A 15,825-nucleotide genomic window follows, 5' to 3' on the forward strand; every position below is an offset into this window, starting at 1 on the left:
ATACTGATAAAATCAAGAAATTTAACAGATAGGAGATTCTATGCCCTTTATCAAGCATAAAAAGGTCGAGTTGACCGAAATATTTTATGACCTAGTCTATGTTTATACCATCAGTCAGCTGACGTCGATTATCCACCATGCCCATCACGGAGTCGTTAGTCTTCAGTCCTTTTTTAACTTCTCAGTTGGCCTGATTATTTTTGTTAATTCCTGGATGGTGCAGACTGTCTTTACAAACCGTTTTGGAAGTAATAGCTTGAGAAACATCATTTTTATGTTTTTGCAGATGATTTGTCTTTTGGTGGCATCAAGTGCAGTTGCAGGAGATTGGCAGACTAGCTTTGTGTGGATTTTTTTACCCATGGCCATGATTTCCTTGCTGCTTTTGGTCCAGTACATCTTAGAATATTTCCAGACTTCAAACGATGCGGATCGGAGTTTGATGAAGCAGTTTTTCTATATCTTAGGCTTGCGGTCCTTTATTCTTTTCCTTTCTTTATTGTTCCCTTATAAAATAGGTATGTGGATTGCCCTGTTCGGTATTCTTTCGACCTGGTTGTTGCCTGGTTTGCTGAGCGATCCCAACCGTGGTTTTGTTTCAGCAGACTTGAGTCCAGTCAACTTTCCTCATTTGATGGAGCGCTTGTCACTCTTAGTGATTATTACCTTTGGCGAGTCTTTGATTGGTATTTCAGAGCATTTCAGTCCAGAGAATTTTTCTTGGGAATCCGTTGCGATTTTTATGACCCTAACCAATCTTTTTATGGTCTATATTGTAGAAGTGGATCACCTGCTTGATGTAAAACGGGAAGAAACGGGTATTCGTGCTATTTATAGTCATTATCCCATTCTCTTTGGGCTAAGCTTGATTACGATTTCTCTAACATTTCTCGGAAACAGTGAGATAGATATTTTCTATACAACGATTTACTTTTTCAGTGGTTTAGTTTTGTTTATGCTAGGGTTATTGCAACATAACAAGTATAACAAGATAGGTCTTATGCTTCCTACGAAGATCATTTCTAGTATTCTTATCTTAATTGCTGTTGGTTTTAGTATTAGTATAGTTAATACAGGTTTATCTTGGGAGCTTTTGACAGTCATAATCACGGGCTTAACGACACTTATTATGGTGTTATTTGTAGGTTTTAATATAAAAAACAGCTAACCTCTTAAAATACAACTAAGGACCAAATTCATGAAAAAAGTAAGTTGACGGTGATAATGAGATTAAAAAGTCACCTCACCAGTTTTGATCATACAAGGAACAGAGGATGATGTAGTGCCTTACCAATATGCAGTAGATGCCAATCAGCTATTTCCAGATTCTGAATTAGTAACAGTTGAAGGTGGAGAGCATTGGATAGATAGCAACTTTAACCAGGTTGCCCTTACAGCAATCAAAGCATTTTTAAAAAATAGCTCCTAGTTCTCATATTATTTACATTCTATAATAGTTTTTCTTTGATAAATCATTAACCTTCGGATTTCCCGAAGGTTATTTAGTTTTAAAAATAACATTATTCTCCAAATTAATCACAATTTTATTCAAAAAAGAAAGGAAATAACTAAATTTTCTGAATATTTGTTGAAAAACTATGGTATAATACTAAAAACGCTGTTTAGAAAGAGATAGATATGAATAAATCTTATTTTTATTTGGATATGAAAACTCACGAATTAGAGGTTCCCTTCACTGGTAGAAAACGTCGTGTGCGTGTCTTATTACCAAAAGGATATGAAGAAGACACCGCTGATTCCTATCCTGTCGTCTATTTCCATGATGGTCAAAATGTTTTATACAGTAAAGAAGCCTTTTCGGGTCATTCTTGGAAGATTATTCCAACGATTAAGCGAAATCCAGATATTGCAAAGATGATAATTGTTGCCATTGATAATGATGGTGCTGAACGGATGCATGAATACGCTGCTTGGAAATTTAGCGAAATGGGGATCCCAGGGGTTCAGTTTGGTGGCAAAGGAACCTTGTATGCCGAATTTGTGATGGAAGTGGTCAAACCATTTATTGACCAAAACTATCGTACCAAAGCAGATAAAGCTCACACAGTTATGATTGGCTCATCTCTTGGAGGTAATATTACACAATTTATGGGATTAGCCTATCAAGATAAAATTGGTGGTTTAGGAGTCTTTTCATCAGCCAACTGGCTTCACCAAGAAGCGTTTGATCGTTATATTGAACGCCAACCATTAGATAAAGAACAGCGTGTCTATATCTATGTTGGAACAGAAGAAGCAGATGACACCGATAAGACTCTCATGGCAGGCAACATCAAGCAAGCCTATATCAATTCGTCCTTAACTTACTATCGTCAATTGGTAGCAGGAGGAGTGGATCTAGATAATATTGCTTTAGAAGTTGTTTCAGGTGCTGTTCATAATGAAGAGGCTTGGGCAGCTTATTTACCAGATTGCTTACGTTTTTTAAGTGAAAAGTGGTAATCGTTAGAAATAGTTAGGAGAAAAAATATGCATGTAGACTTTTTAAGTCATTGGTCAGGAAATCTTGGTCAAGAAATGAATGTCAATCGTTATGGTCACGCAGGTATTCCTGTGGTTGTTTTTGCTTCATCAGGTGGCTCATACAATGAGTATGCGGATTTTGGAATGATTGAAGCTTGTCGTAGCTCAATTGAAGCTGGAAAAGTCCAGTTTTTTACCCTCACTAGTTATGATAAGGAAAGTTGGTTAGCTGATTGGAAGTCTATTCACGATAAGGCTGAAGCTCACCGCGCCTATGAACGCTATGTCATTGAAGAAGCGATTCCATTCATTAAATACAAGACTGGGTGGAATGACGGTATGATGACGACAGGTTGTTCTATGGGTGCTTATCACGCGCTAAACTTTTTCCTTCAACATCCTGATGTCTTTACAAAAGTCATTGCCCTTTCAGGTATTTATGATGCTCGATTCTTTAACAATAACCAAGATTACGGTCATGATGGTGCCGTTTATCAAAATTCACCAGCAGACTACATCTGGAATCAAAATGATGGCTGGTTTATTGACAAATACCGTCAGGCTGATATTATCGTTTGCACAGGTTTGGGTGATTGGGAGCAAGACGGTCTGGACTCATTCTATAACCTAAAACGTGCCTTTGAAGAGAAGAATATTCCAGCTTGGTTTGACACCTGGGGAACTGATGTTGCTCATGACTGGGTTTGGTGGAGAAAACAAATGCCATTCTTCTTACATTCTATCGGACTTTAATCTAGAAAGGACTACCTATGAATTATCTCGTTATTTCCCCTTTTTATCCAGAAAATTTCCAACCATTCACCATTGAATTGGCTAAAAAAGAAGGCGTTACGGTTCTAGGTATTGGGCAAGAACCCTATGATCAATTGCCTGAAGAACTACGTTATGCTCTTACAGAATATTTCCGTGTCAATGACTTGGAGAATATTGATGAGGTTAAGCGAGCAACAGCTTTCTTGATGTATAAACATGGCCCGATTGATCGAGTGGAATCCCACAATGAGCACTGGTTGGAAAATGACGCTACCTTACGTGAACAATTTAACATTTTCGGTGCTAAACCAAGACACCTTAAAAAGACGAAATACAAGTCTGAGATGAAAAAACATTTCACTAAAGCAGGTGTACCAGTCGTACCGGGCATGGTGGTTAAAACAGAAAAAGACATTGAAAAAGCTGTAAAAACAATTGGATTTCCTATGATTGCTAAGCCTGACAATGGCGTTGGTGCTTCAGGAACTTTCAAATTAACTAAAAAAGCTGATTTGGAAACTTTTAAACAAGCTTGGGATGGACAAACTGCTTACTTCTTTGAAAAATTTGTCAATTCTAGCATCATCACAACCTATGATGGTTTGGTTGATCGTCATGGAAACGTGGTCTTTGAAACAGGCCTAACTTATGTTCACACCCCATTTGAATTGATGCAAAGTAAAAAAGATAACGCTTATTATATTGAAAAAGAGTTGGATCCCCAATTAGTCAAATATGGTCGTGCCATTATTAAAGAATTTGGAATGAAAGAGCGCTTCTTCCACATTGAGTTTTTCAAAGATGGAAAAGATTATATTGCTATTGAGTACAATAACCGTATGGCAGGGGGCTTTACTGTCGAAGCTTATAACTATGCGCATTCAATTGACCTTTTCCGAGACTATGCTAATATCGTGACTGGTGGAAATGTGGAAGAGCGTGTGTTTGAGCCGCAATATTGCCTTGTGGCTACACGCCGTGACACCACAAACTACCTTTACCCAGCTAATGAGATTTATGAACGCTATGCAGATAATCTCAAGACCGTTAAACGTATGCCTGATGCTTTTGCGGAGCTACAAGGAAATGATGCTTATCTACTTGTGACTAAGAGTAAAAAAGAGTTAGATGAGATGATTGACTTTATCGGAAAAACACAATAGCACTATTTCATAAAAACAAAAACTCGTCAATGACGGGTTTTTTGTATTTTTCCATGTGTTGTTTTTGAAGCTAAATTTTGATATGATTTAACTTAGAAAAAAATCAGATAAGTTTCTAGGTGATTAGCTTAGTAAAGTTGATCTCCACAAGAAAAAAGTTGATTTGTCCCCGTAGCAAATCACATAGAGAAAGGAATTATACACTCATGGCAATTATTCAATCGTTTCCTGGGCATATGTCCAAGGCCCGTCGTCAAGTTCAAGAAAATATTAAACACGTTGACTTTGTAACAATTTTAGTTGATGCTCGACTACCTTTATCTAGTCAAAACCCCATGCTGACCAAAATTGTTGGAGATAAACCAAAACTTATGATTCTCAACAAGGTTGACCTAGCTGATCCTTTTTTAACGAAAGAATGGCAGAGCTATTTTGAAAAACAAGGGATTAAAACCTTAGCTATCAACTCAAAAGAACAAGCGACAGTGAAAAAAGTGACTGACGCAGCTAAGGAGCTGATGAAAGATAAAATTATACGTCTCCGTGAAAGAGGAATCCAAAAAGAAACTCTGCGCACTATGATCATTGGTATCCCAAATGCTGGCAAATCAACTCTTATGAACCGTTTGGCAGGAAAGAAAATTGCAGTTGTCGGAAATAAACCAGGTGTCACAAAGGGACAACAATGGTTAAAATCTAATAAGGATTTGGAGATTCTGGATACTCCAGGAATTCTCTGGCCAAAATTTGAAGATCAACTTGTAGGTTTGAAGTTAGCCTTGACAGGGGCCATTAAGGATAATTTATTGCCTATGGACGAGGTGACTATTTTTGGATTAGATTACTTTAAAGCTAACTACCCTGAGAGATTACTAGAGCGTTTTAAGGGAATTGATCTGGATGAAGAAACGCCTGAGATGATTATGAATCTGACAAAAAAACTTGGTTTTCGAGATGACTATGATCGTTTTTATACTTTGTTTGTAAAAGATATCCGCGATGGTCGTCTTGGAACTTATACACTCGATAAGGTAAGTGATCTAGATGGCAACGATTAAAGAGATAAAAGAACGATTGCAGGAAGTTCATCAGCTTGACAGCCCTATTTTCCAAGAATTATCAACAGATCATCGGACAGGCGTTCAAACAGCTATAAAAAAACGCCAAAAAGAATTGGAAAAAGAACTCGCAGAAGATGCTCGCTTAGAGGCTATGTTATCTTATGAAAAATCACTCTACGACAATCATGTGGAGTGGATTGCTGGAATAGATGAAGTCGGAAGAGGGCCTCTAGCAGGTCCCGTTGTAGCTGCGGCGGTTATTCTTCCAAAAGGTTGTAAGATCCGCTACCTCAATGATTCCAAGAAAATTCCTAAATCAAAGCATGGAGTCATTTACCAAGAAATTATGGAACGAGCGGTAGCAGTTGGAGTGGGAATAAAGGATGCTAGCGTCATTGATCAGGTTAATATTTACGAGGCAACAAAGTTAGCTATGTTAGAAGCCTTAGGTGAATTAAACCAAAAACCTGATCACCTACTGATTGATGCGATGCAGTTGGAGACATCTATACCGCAAACAGCTATTATCAAAGGAGATGCTAACAGCTTGTCTATCGCCGCAGCATCTATCGTAGCCAAGGTTACAAGAGACAAAATGATGGCAGATTATGATCAGAAGTTTTCTGGCTATGGTTTTGAAAAAAATGCAGGATATGGCACAGCAGAGCATTTAAAAGCACTCCATCAATTTGGTATCACTCCCATTCATCGAAAAAGTTTTGAGCCGATTAAATCAATGCTAATTTCCAACTAACAACAATAATCAAAAAGATCCTCTTACGAGGGTCTTTTTGATTATTGTTGTTTTCTAAAATACGAATAAATACATCATATAGGTAATAAAATGTTCGTTTTTGACCTTGAAAGAAAGAGCATCTTATGATAAAATAAATGACATCATTATTTTTACACAAAGGAGACAATATGTCTAAAGAACATTCGGTTAAAGAGCTAGAAAAAATGCTCTACGGGATAGATGACAAACCACCTGTTGGTGTGACAGTTATCTTGGCACTTCAACATATTTTAGCTGCTTTTGCAGGAATTATCGCAGTTCCCCTAGTAGTAGCTTCAGCTCTAGGATTAAGTGTTGAAGACACCTCAACTATGGTTGCTGCCGCAATTTTTGTTGCAGGGATTACAACAATTCTACAATCAAAAGGAGTTGGACCTATCGGAGCACGTGTATCTGGGATGATGGGAACAGACTTTACTTTTGCAAGCCCAGCCATCAGTGTCGGTTCACGTTTTGGGATTGCAGGGATTGTTGGTGCCACTATAGCAGGTTCTTTAGTTGAAATTGTTCTAAGCCGTTTTATCAAACCTTTGATGAAATTCTTCCCACCCCTTATTACAGGGACAGTTGTATCACTCATTGGGATTACACTTTTACCAGTTAGCATGGACTGGGCAGCCGGGGGCTCAGGTGCCAAAGATTATGCTTCTTTAGAAAATATTAGCATCGCTTTTATCGTTATGGTCTTTACACTTTTACTTAATCATTTCGGAAAAGGTCTTTGGAAAACTGCTTCTGTTTTTATCGGCATGATTTTTGGTTACCTACTCTGTATTGTTCTCGGGAAGGTTGATTTATCAGCAGTAGGAGATGCAGCTTGGATTTCCTTTCCAGCCATTCTTCGCTATGGGGTAAAGTTTGATCTTTCATCCATTTTATCCTTTATCCCTGCTTATATTGTTTCTCTTATTGGAACAGTTGGGATCATGATGGCAATTGGTGAGGCATCAAATACAAAAGTATCAAGTGGACGTGCCGCAAATGGAGTATTAGCAGATGGTGTTGGCTCTTTAATCGCAGGTTTCTTTGGTGCAGGCCCTAACACAGCTTTCTCTCAAAATGTTGGTTTGATTACCTTAACTAAGGTTGCTAGTACACACGTCATGGTGGTCGCAGGAATCATCTTAACTGCTTTAGGAATTTTCCCTAAAATTTCAGCCCTAATTTCAATCATGCCTCAACCCGTTTTAGGTGGGGTGGGTGTCATCATGTTTGGACTTGTCGCTGCTCAAGGGATTAAAACACTAGCACAAGTAAAAATGGGAGATCGTGAACTTTTGATTATCTCCGTTGCTTTCGCACTCGGAATTGGTGTAACTGTTCGTCCAGAATTATTAAGCTCACTTCCAACACCACTTCAAATGGTCTTATCATCAGGTATCTCAACAGGTACACTAGCTGCCCTTTTATTAAATATTGTTTTAAAAGACAGAGACTAAGATATAACGTCTAGCATTAATTTTTAGAATAAGCCTCTTCATTTCCAAGCTTAACAGGTTCATTAAGCCTCTATGTTTGGAGACGAAGGGGGCTTTTTTTGATGAAGCAATTTTCTTCTTAAGCTTTTTTGTGGTAAAGTTAAAAAGAAATTGACAATCTTGAATTAAAGTTTTATAGTGAGGATAATATATCAATAGAGGTGAATTATGACAGAAAGAGAAAAAATGTTAGCAGGACAATTATATGATGCTGGGGATGCTGAACTAAAAAGTTTACGCCAAAAGGCCAGAGAAAATATGGCTGCATTTAATGAAGAAAAAGATGGTAAAAAGAGAGCTTCAATTTTAAAAAAATGGTTTGGAGCAACCGGTGATTCTATCTATATGGAGCCATGTTTTTCTTGCGATTATGGTACTAACATTTATGTTGGAGAAAATTTTTATGCCAATTTTGATTGTACCATGTTAGATGTCTGTGATATTCGGATTGGAGATAACGCTATGTTAGGACCAAGTGTTCAATTATTAACCCCCTTACATCCTCTAACAGCCAAAGAGAGAATCGCAGGGCTAGAATACGGAGCGCCTATTACCATCGGGGACAATGTTTGGATTGGAGGTGGAGCTATTATCCTTCCTGGTGTTACTTTAGGTGATAATGTTGTAGTGGGGGCAGGTAGCGTTGTCACAAAGTCTTACGGAGATAATGTCCTTATTGCTGGTAATCCAGCGCGTATCATTAAAACTATTGATGAAACAAAAAAGGAGAAACAAGAAACTGATGACTCAGCACTTATGCATTGATATTGGAGGGACATTTATTAAATCAGCCCTAATAGATGATAATCTTGTGTTATCACATCAACAAAAACACAAGACACCTGATCAGTTAAATCATTTCCTTCTCTATCTAGAGTCACTTATAAAAGACTATCATCATCAGATTAAGGGTGTGGCAATTTCGTGCCCTGGGCAAATCAATGTGGTCAGCGGCTATGTTTATCATGGTGGTCTGATTAGTTACCTAAAAAACTTTCCATTGGGGAAGCATTTAGAAGAAAAGTATCACCTCCCTGTCAGTGTGTTGAATGATGCAGATGCTGCAGGGTTAGCAGAGTCGCGATACGGAAGTCTGAAAAGCTGCCACTATGGAGCTGTTCTCGTTTTAGGGACAGGTGTAGGCTTGGCCTTGGTTTCTGATCAAAATCTGATGACCTTTAAAGATTTTTCAGCCTCAGACCTTTGGGAACGAGGATTGCGTGAATTTAAAGGCATTGAGAGTTTGTCGCAATCGTTAGGTTTACAAATCAACGGCATCGGCAACCTTATCACTAACACCGGTTCTGCAGTTCAATTTATTAAGCGAGCGAGTCAAATCTTAGATTTAAAAAAGGAGGATGGACAAGAGGTTTTTGAGCAACTCAAGCTCGGTCAAAAAGAAAACTTACAAGAACTTTTCGAAAAATATTGCCAAGATATTGCCATATTGATTTTAAATTTACGAAATATATTTAAACTAGAAATGGTAGCTGTTGGGGGTGGTATTAGTCAGCAACCCTTACTAATAGAAGAAATTACCAAGCAATACCTTCAACTATTAGGAGAGCAAGTTGGTTTGTCTAATCAATTAAGTCAATTGCCTATCATAGCTTGCTCCTTTCAACAACAAGCCAACCTAGTTGGAGCTTATTGTCAATTTAAAAAAATAAACGATTAACTACAACTCTCCATTATCGAATAGAAAAATGGAGGGAAATTATGAATAATTTTGAATTGTATAAACTAAAAACAGCAGGTATTACCAATCTAGGTCTGAATAAAATTTTAAGCTATATCAAAAAAAATCAGACATCACCATCACTTAAAGAGATGATCCGTATTGCTAATTGTAAACATCCTAGTTTAGTGTTAGAACGGTATAAAAGCTTGGATAAAAAACTATTACTGGAAGAATTTAAGCGTTTCCCATCGTTCTCAATTTTAGATCAGGTTTACCCGGAAGAACTAAAAGCGATTTACAATCCGCCTGTCTTATTATTCTATCAAGGGGCTTTAGAACTGTTAGAAAAACCTAAATTAGCAGTTGTCGGTGCTAGGAAATCCAGCCAAGCAGGTTCAGAAACGGTTAAAAAATTACTGGCAGAATTAAATCAGAACTTTGTTATTGTAAGTGGTCTAGCACGAGGAATTGATACTGCAGCTCATATGGCCACATTGAAACAAGGCGGAAAGACTATAGCTGTAGTAGGTAATGGACTTTCTCAATACTACCCAAAAGAAAACCGTCCCTTGCAAGACTATATCAGTAAAAATCACCTCATTTTATCAGAGTATGGTCCAGATAGTAGCCCAAAACGTCATCATTTTCCTGAGCGAAATAGGATTATCGCAGGGCTTTCTCTTGGAGTGCTTGTTGTAGAGGCAAAAATCCGTTCAGGTAGCTTGATTACTTGTGAACGTGCACTAGAAGAGGGGCGAGATGTTTTTGCGGTACCAGGTAATATTTTAGATGGAAATTCTGAAGGTTGTCATCACTTGATAAAAGAGGGAGCAAAGTGCGTCACAACAGGGCTCGACATCCTTTCAGAGTATCATTTTTAAAATAAGTTTTCCTATAAGAAAATGTTTTTTATTGACAAGGTCTAAAAAATGATATATCATTCTTTTTGGTTTATCTAAAAGTATAGAAAAGAGAATGACTGTGGCAACAAAGACAACAACTAAAAAAACAGTTACAAAAAAGAAAACGACTAAAAAAACCAGTCCTAAGAAAAAATTGGTTATTGTGGAGTCTCCAGCAAAAGCTAAAACCATTGAAAAATATCTGGGGCGAACTTATAAAGTTGTAGCCAGCGTAGGACATATTCGAGATCTCAAGAAATCTAGTATGTCTATTGATTTTGATAATAATTATGAGCCAGAATATATTAATATCCGCGGTAAAGGTCCCTTGATTAATTCTCTTAAAAAAGAAGCGAAGAATGCCAAGCAAGTCTTCTTGGCAAGTGACCCCGATCGTGAAGGAGAGGCAATTTCTTGGCATCTTTCTCATATCTTAGGACTAGATCCTAAGGATAAAAACCGTGTCGTCTTTAATGAAATCACCAAAGATGCTGTCAAAAATGCTTTTGTGGAACCACGGGAAATCGACATGGATTTAGTCGATGCCCAGCAAGCTAGACGTGTTTTAGACCGTATTGTTGGTTACTCTATTTCGCCGATTTTATGGAAAAAAGTTAAAAAAGGGTTGTCTGCGGGACGCGTACAATCTGTTGCTTTAAAATTGATTATTGATCGTGAAAATGATATCAAAGCGTTTAAACCAGAGGAATACTGGACAATTGATACACTATTTAAAAAGGGGAATAAAAAATTTAGCGCTAGCTTTTACGGCTTAGATGGTAAAAAGTTAAAACTACAGACCAATGAGGATGTCAAAACTGTTTTATCACGTATCACAAGTGATGCCTTTAATGTTGATAAGGTAGAAAAAAAGGAACGCCGTCGAAACGCTCCTCTACCATACACAACCTCATCTCTTCAACAAGATGCTGCCAATAAAATCAACTTTAGAACACGAAAAACCATGATGGTTGCCCAACAGCTCTACGAAGGGATTAGTTTAGGATCAGCAGGACAGCAAGGTCTTATTACCTATATGCGTACGGATTCAACCCGTATTAGTCCGATTGCACAAAATGATGCCGCAAACTTTATTACAGAAAAATTCGGAGCAGAATACTCCAAACATGGCAATCGTGTGAAGAACGCCTCAGGGGCACAAGATGCACACGAGGCTATTCGTCCATCAAGTGTCACCAATACGCCTGAAGCCATGGCCAAATTCCTAGATAAAGATCAGTTAAAGCTTTATACCTTAATTTGGAATCGATTTGTAGCAAGTCAAATGACTGCAGCTATCTTTGATACAATGAAAGTGAACCTATCACAAAGTGGTGTTATCTTTACTGCCAATGGTAGCCAATTAAAATTCCCAGGCTATATGGCAGTTTATAATGATTCAGACAAAAATAAAATGTTACCAGAGATGGAAGAAGGGGACACCGTCCAAAAAGTCTCTACCCACCCTGAACAACACTTTACCCAACCACCTGCACGTTATTCTGAGGCAACCTTGATTAAGACATTGGAAGAAAATGGTGTCGGACGCCCTTCTACATATGCTCCTACGTTAGAAACCATTCAACGAAGATACTATGTAAAACTAGTCTCTAAACGATTTGAGCCTACTGAACTAGGTGAAATTGTTAATTCCTTAATTGTAGAGTTTTTCCCTGATATTGTAAACGTTGCGTTTACAGCAGAGATGGAAACTAAACTTGATGCTGTCGAAGTCGGAAAAGAAGAATGGCAAAAGGTTATCGATGAATTTTATCAACCTTTCCAAAAAGAATTGGCCAAGGCTGAGACCGAAATGGAAAAAATTCAAATCAAGGATGAACCAGCAGGTTTTGATTGTGATGTTTGTGGTCATGAGATGGTTATTAAACTGGGGCGTTATGGTAAATTTTATGCCTGCAGTAACTTCCCAGAGTGCCACAATACCAAAGCCATCACTAAAGAAATCGGTGTCATTTGTCCTCTTTGTCAACAAGGTCAAGTGATTGAACGTAAAACCAAGAAAAATAGACTCTTCTATGGTTGTGATCGTTATCCAGACTGTGAATTTACCTCTTGGGATAAACCTGTAGGACGTACATGTCCGAAATCAGGTGATTTCCTTATTGAGAAAAAAGTTCGTGGTGGAGGCAAGCAAGTCATTTGTAGCAACGATGACTGCGACTACCAGGAAGAAAAAGTAAAATAAAACATACCAATCTACACCTAGAGGAGATCATAATGATCTCCTCTATTTTTTGATAATCATTTACATAATAAAAATTATGCAAATAATAGATGAAGTATTTTGCTTGAGTTTTGATTTTCTGTTATAATAGATGTTCAATAATTAGTTAGAAAGATTTGTGGGAGCAAGCTCCCAAAGAGGTATTAGTGAGTGTCTCAATCGATTAAAAAAGCAGATTATATCAATGTTATCGGAGCTGGTTTAGCAGGGTCCGAGGCGGCTTATCAGATTGCCAAACGTGGCATTCCAGTGAAATTGTATGAAATGCGTGGTGTCAAGTCAACACCTCAGCACAAGACAACTGATTTTGCTGAATTGGTTTGTTCAAACTCCCTTCGTGGAGATAGTTTAACCAATGCTGTAGGTCTTTTAAAAGAGGAAATGCGACGTCTAGATTCAGTTATTATGAAAGCTGCGGAGGCGACTCGTGTGCCAGCTGGTGGTGCCTTAGCAGTTGATCGAGAAGGTTTTTCACAACTGGTTACCCAAGAAGTAACACAGCACCCTCTCATTGAAGTCATTCGTGATGAAATCACTGAAATCCCCAATGATGCTATAACGGTCATTGCTACAGGACCTTTAACATCAGATTCCTTAGCTGAAAAAATTCATGCTCTTAATGGTGGTGCAGGATTTTACTTTTATGATGCCGCAGCTCCTATTGTCGATAAATCAACTATTGATATGGATAAGGTTTACCTCAAATCACGTTATGACAAAGGAGAAGCTGCCTACCTTAATTGCCCTATGACTAAAGAGGAATTTTTGGCTTTTCATGAGGCGCTAACCAATGCTGAAGAAGCTCCGCTTAATAGCTTTGAAAAAGAGAAATACTTTGAAGGTTGTATGCCAATTGAGGTTATGGCGAAGCGTGGCATCAAGACCATGCTTTATGGCCCTATGAAACCAGTTGGTTTAGAATACCCTGACGATTATAAGGGTCAACGTGACGGAGACTTTAAAACACCTTATGCTGTTGTTCAACTTCGTCAAGATAACGCTGCTGGAAGTCTCTATAATATCGTTGGATTTCAAACTCATTTGAAATGGGGAGAGCAAAAACGTGTCTTTCAGATGATTCCAGGGCTTGAGAATGCTGAATTTGTTCGCTATGGTGTCATGCATCGCAATTCTTATATGGACTCACCAAATTTGCTGACACAAACCTTCCAATCACGTCATAATCCTAACTTGTTTTTTGCAGGACAAATGACAGGAGTAGAAGGTTATGTTGAATCTGCTGCATCAGGTCTTGTTGCAGGTATCAACGCCGCCAAACTTTTTAAAGGAGAAGATGAAGTTATCTTCCCTCATACTACAGCTATTGGAAGTCTTCCTTACTATGTCACTCACGCTGATAGCAAGCACTTCCAACCTATGAATGTCAATTTTGGTATCATTAAAGAATTGGATGGCCCCCGCATTCGTGATAAAAAAGAACGTTATGAAAAGATAGCTGAACGAGCTTTATCCGATCTCTCAACTTTTATAAATTATTAAAAAAAGCATCTCTTGATGCTTTTTTCTATAACTCAGTCAACACTATCAAATTAGCGTCTGAAAAGAATCTTAGCCCGTCCCCAAGTTACTTGAGATAGCTTTCGGGCATGATGAATCGTATCTCGAGAATGACCTTTGACACGATTGAGGGAATGGATAACGGTTTGTTTTTGTTGTTGGACTTTATCTTGATAAAGTTGTTCTAAATGACAAGATTCTTGTAAAGTCGAATCATCTAAATAAAATAAGCGAAAGATAGCTCCGAGTCTTGGAGATTGAGAGAAAAGTCTATTCTTTGGATCACTTGAAATAACACGATAACTCTCCTCTTTTTCTTCATGAAAAAGTTTGAAAATAGCAGAAGTAGGAAAGTAGAAGAAGACTAGCAACTATAATTTATCCAAAGCATTTTTTTGTTCATCATTAACAATATGGGTATAAAGATCTGTAACCTGAGTACTAGCATGTCCCAGTTGGTGACTTACCAACACTTGTGATTTCGTAGCATCATAAAGCCTCGTTGCCAAAGTATGACGTAATTTATGAGGGGTTACCCTAATCTTAAAGCCAGCAGAGTATTTAGCAACCATTTTTTCAATGCTTGAACCATCCATACGATTAGGGATGCCACGGTACTCACTGAGAAAAAAGGCCACATCTGTTTTTTCTGCTTTGTAACGTTGCTGACGAATTGCCATGTAATTTTCAAGATAAGGTTTAGCAAACCCTGCAATATTAACAGCGTCACGTTTCCCGCCTTTGCGAGTTACCTCTATTATCATCATGTTAAGGTTAACATCACGCAAATCTAAATTAACAGCCTCTGATAAGCGCACACCCGAAGCTAAAAGCAAGGCGATAATCGCTAAATCACGTTCCTTATTTTTTAAAAAAGAAGATAAGGCACGTTTTGATAGTTTGCTAGAGTATTCATTATCTACATAATCTAAAAACTCCATCGTCTCATCACCTAAAAAAAGTTTTTGTTTAATATTCTCAGCTCTGGCTGATAAAGTTTCTTTTTTCTTTTTTGTAGAAACTTTTTTCATAACATTACGGTAAAAATAAGGCTCACCTTGATCATTTTCTACCTCCTCAGTCAGATATTTGTACAAACTGGAGAGAGCTGACAAAGTTCGATTAACAGTTGTTTGTGAAACACCAGTCTTAGTTGTATTTGCATTTAATAACGGCCGTTCACGAAGATAGAGCACAAAAGATTCCATATCCTTTTTACTTAAATTTTCCAAGGTTTCTAATGGAATTTCTTTTAAAGTTTCAGCATTCGAAATACCCGACTCAATTAACCATTCAAAAAAACGGCGATATTCCTTTAGATATTCATATAAAGTGGTAAAACTATAAGGAACCGATAATTTTGATTGATAATAATCTAAAACATACCAAGGCATGAGAGTTTTTAAGTCTTCAATTTTTTCAAGTAGCAATTCACGGCGCATAAGAGTCTCCTTAATATCACATCATATTTGATTTTAGCAACAATTCCCAAAGAAGATTGTTTTAAAAAATAAAATTTTTAGTCTTTCTAGTTTGAAAAGTACAAAAATTAGCTAAAAATTTTTCAAATTATCTATATAGTAGTATAACAGACCTATTTATATTTTTCAAGAAAATTACAGTTTTTCGGAAAGATATATAAGATGCATCCTCGCGTCATAACCAAATAACCGAAAAAAATTTTTTAGCTATTTTTTCCAAAAATCTACATTATTTCACGGTA

General features: G+C 37.5%; 15 protein-coding genes. 13 read left to right on the top strand and 2 right to left on the bottom strand.

Features of this window, described 5'->3' with window-relative positions:
* Positions 1-40: 40 nt before the first annotated feature.
* From ACQRDX_RS06170 to trmFO, 13 genes are all read left to right on the top strand, one after another.
* Positions 41-1,168: a low temperature requirement protein A gene (locus ACQRDX_RS06170; RefSeq protein ID WP_427895390.1), complete on the top strand. Its 1,128-nt coding sequence runs from the start codon at positions 41-43 to the stop codon at positions 1,166-1,168.
* Between the two features lie 84 nt (positions 1,169-1,252).
* Positions 1,253-1,429, top strand: coding sequence for an alpha/beta hydrolase family protein (locus ACQRDX_RS06175; protein WP_427895388.1), 177 nt, complete (start codon positions 1,253-1,255; stop codon positions 1,427-1,429).
* 209 nt (positions 1,430-1,638) lie between these two features.
* A complete protein-coding gene (locus ACQRDX_RS06180; protein ID WP_354369225.1) occupies positions 1,639-2,463 on the top strand; it encodes an alpha/beta hydrolase in 825 nt (274 codons plus the stop codon).
* A 27-nt stretch (positions 2,464-2,490) separates the two neighbouring features.
* The gene (locus ACQRDX_RS06185) at positions 2,491-3,237 is read left to right on the top strand and encodes an esterase family protein (RefSeq protein ID WP_427895385.1); all 747 of its coding nucleotides are present in this window, start codon (positions 2,491-2,493) and stop codon (positions 3,235-3,237) included.
* A gap of 17 nt (positions 3,238-3,254) precedes the next feature.
* Entirely contained in the window at positions 3,255-4,421 is a 1,167-nt protein-coding gene (locus tag ACQRDX_RS06190) for an ATP-grasp domain-containing protein (RefSeq protein ID WP_427895383.1), read from the top strand.
* A gap of 206 nt (positions 4,422-4,627) precedes the next feature.
* Entirely contained in the window at positions 4,628-5,479 is an 852-nt protein-coding gene (ylqF, locus tag ACQRDX_RS06195; protein ID WP_427895381.1) for a ribosome biogenesis GTPase YlqF, read from the top strand.
* Complete coding sequence (locus ACQRDX_RS06200; RefSeq protein WP_354369209.1) at positions 5,466-6,236, top strand: ribonuclease HII; 771 nt, start codon at positions 5,466-5,468, stop codon at positions 6,234-6,236. Before ylqF ends, ACQRDX_RS06200 begins: the two co-directional genes overlap by 14 nt.
* A 170-nt stretch (positions 6,237-6,406) precedes the next feature.
* The gene (locus tag ACQRDX_RS06205) at positions 6,407-7,717 is read left to right on the top strand and encodes a nucleobase:cation symporter-2 family protein (RefSeq protein ID WP_427895379.1); all 1,311 of its coding nucleotides are present in this window, start codon (positions 6,407-6,409) and stop codon (positions 7,715-7,717) included.
* Between the two features lie 207 nt (positions 7,718-7,924).
* Positions 7,925-8,521, top strand: coding sequence for a sugar O-acetyltransferase (locus ACQRDX_RS06210; RefSeq protein ID WP_427895377.1), 597 nt, complete (start codon positions 7,925-7,927; stop codon positions 8,519-8,521).
* Positions 8,499-9,434, top strand: a complete 936-nt coding sequence (locus tag ACQRDX_RS06215) for an ROK family protein (protein ID WP_427895375.1) — start codon at positions 8,499-8,501, stop codon at positions 9,432-9,434. Before ACQRDX_RS06210 ends, ACQRDX_RS06215 begins: the two co-directional genes overlap by 23 nt.
* A gap of 41 nt (positions 9,435-9,475) precedes the next feature.
* Positions 9,476-10,318 carry a DNA-processing protein DprA gene (gene dprA, locus ACQRDX_RS06220; RefSeq protein ID WP_427895373.1) on the top strand — a complete coding sequence of 281 codons (843 nt, stop codon included), beginning with the start codon at positions 9,476-9,478 and terminating at the stop codon, positions 10,316-10,318.
* 94 nt (positions 10,319-10,412) lie between these two features.
* The gene (gene topA, locus ACQRDX_RS06225) at positions 10,413-12,545 is read left to right on the top strand and encodes a type I DNA topoisomerase (protein ID WP_427895371.1); all 2,133 of its coding nucleotides are present in this window, start codon (positions 10,413-10,415) and stop codon (positions 12,543-12,545) included.
* Between the two features lie 189 nt (positions 12,546-12,734).
* Positions 12,735-14,084 carry a methylenetetrahydrofolate--tRNA-(uracil(54)-C(5))-methyltransferase (FADH(2)-oxidizing) TrmFO gene (gene trmFO / locus ACQRDX_RS06230; RefSeq protein WP_427895369.1) on the top strand — a complete coding sequence of 450 codons (1,350 nt, stop codon included), beginning with the start codon at positions 12,735-12,737 and terminating at the stop codon, positions 14,082-14,084.
* Positions 14,085-14,134: 50 nt separating this feature from the next.
* Here the strand turns inward: trmFO and ACQRDX_RS06235 are convergent, their stop codons facing one another.
* Together ACQRDX_RS06235 and xerS are read right to left on the bottom strand one after the other, a co-directional pair.
* Positions 14,135-14,473, bottom strand: coding sequence for a hypothetical protein (locus ACQRDX_RS06235; protein WP_427895367.1), 339 nt, complete (start codon positions 14,471-14,473; stop codon positions 14,135-14,137).
* Positions 14,474-15,544, bottom strand: coding sequence for a tyrosine recombinase XerS (gene xerS, locus ACQRDX_RS06240; protein WP_427895365.1), 1,071 nt, complete (start codon positions 15,542-15,544; stop codon positions 14,474-14,476). It abuts the gene before it with no gap.
* Positions 15,545-15,825 lie beyond the last annotated feature (281 nt).

The sequence above is a fragment of the Streptococcus sp. SGI.013 genome (assembly GCF_050315295.1).
Classification (GTDB): Bacteria; Bacillota; Bacilli; order Lactobacillales; family Streptococcaceae; genus Streptococcus; species Streptococcus porcorum.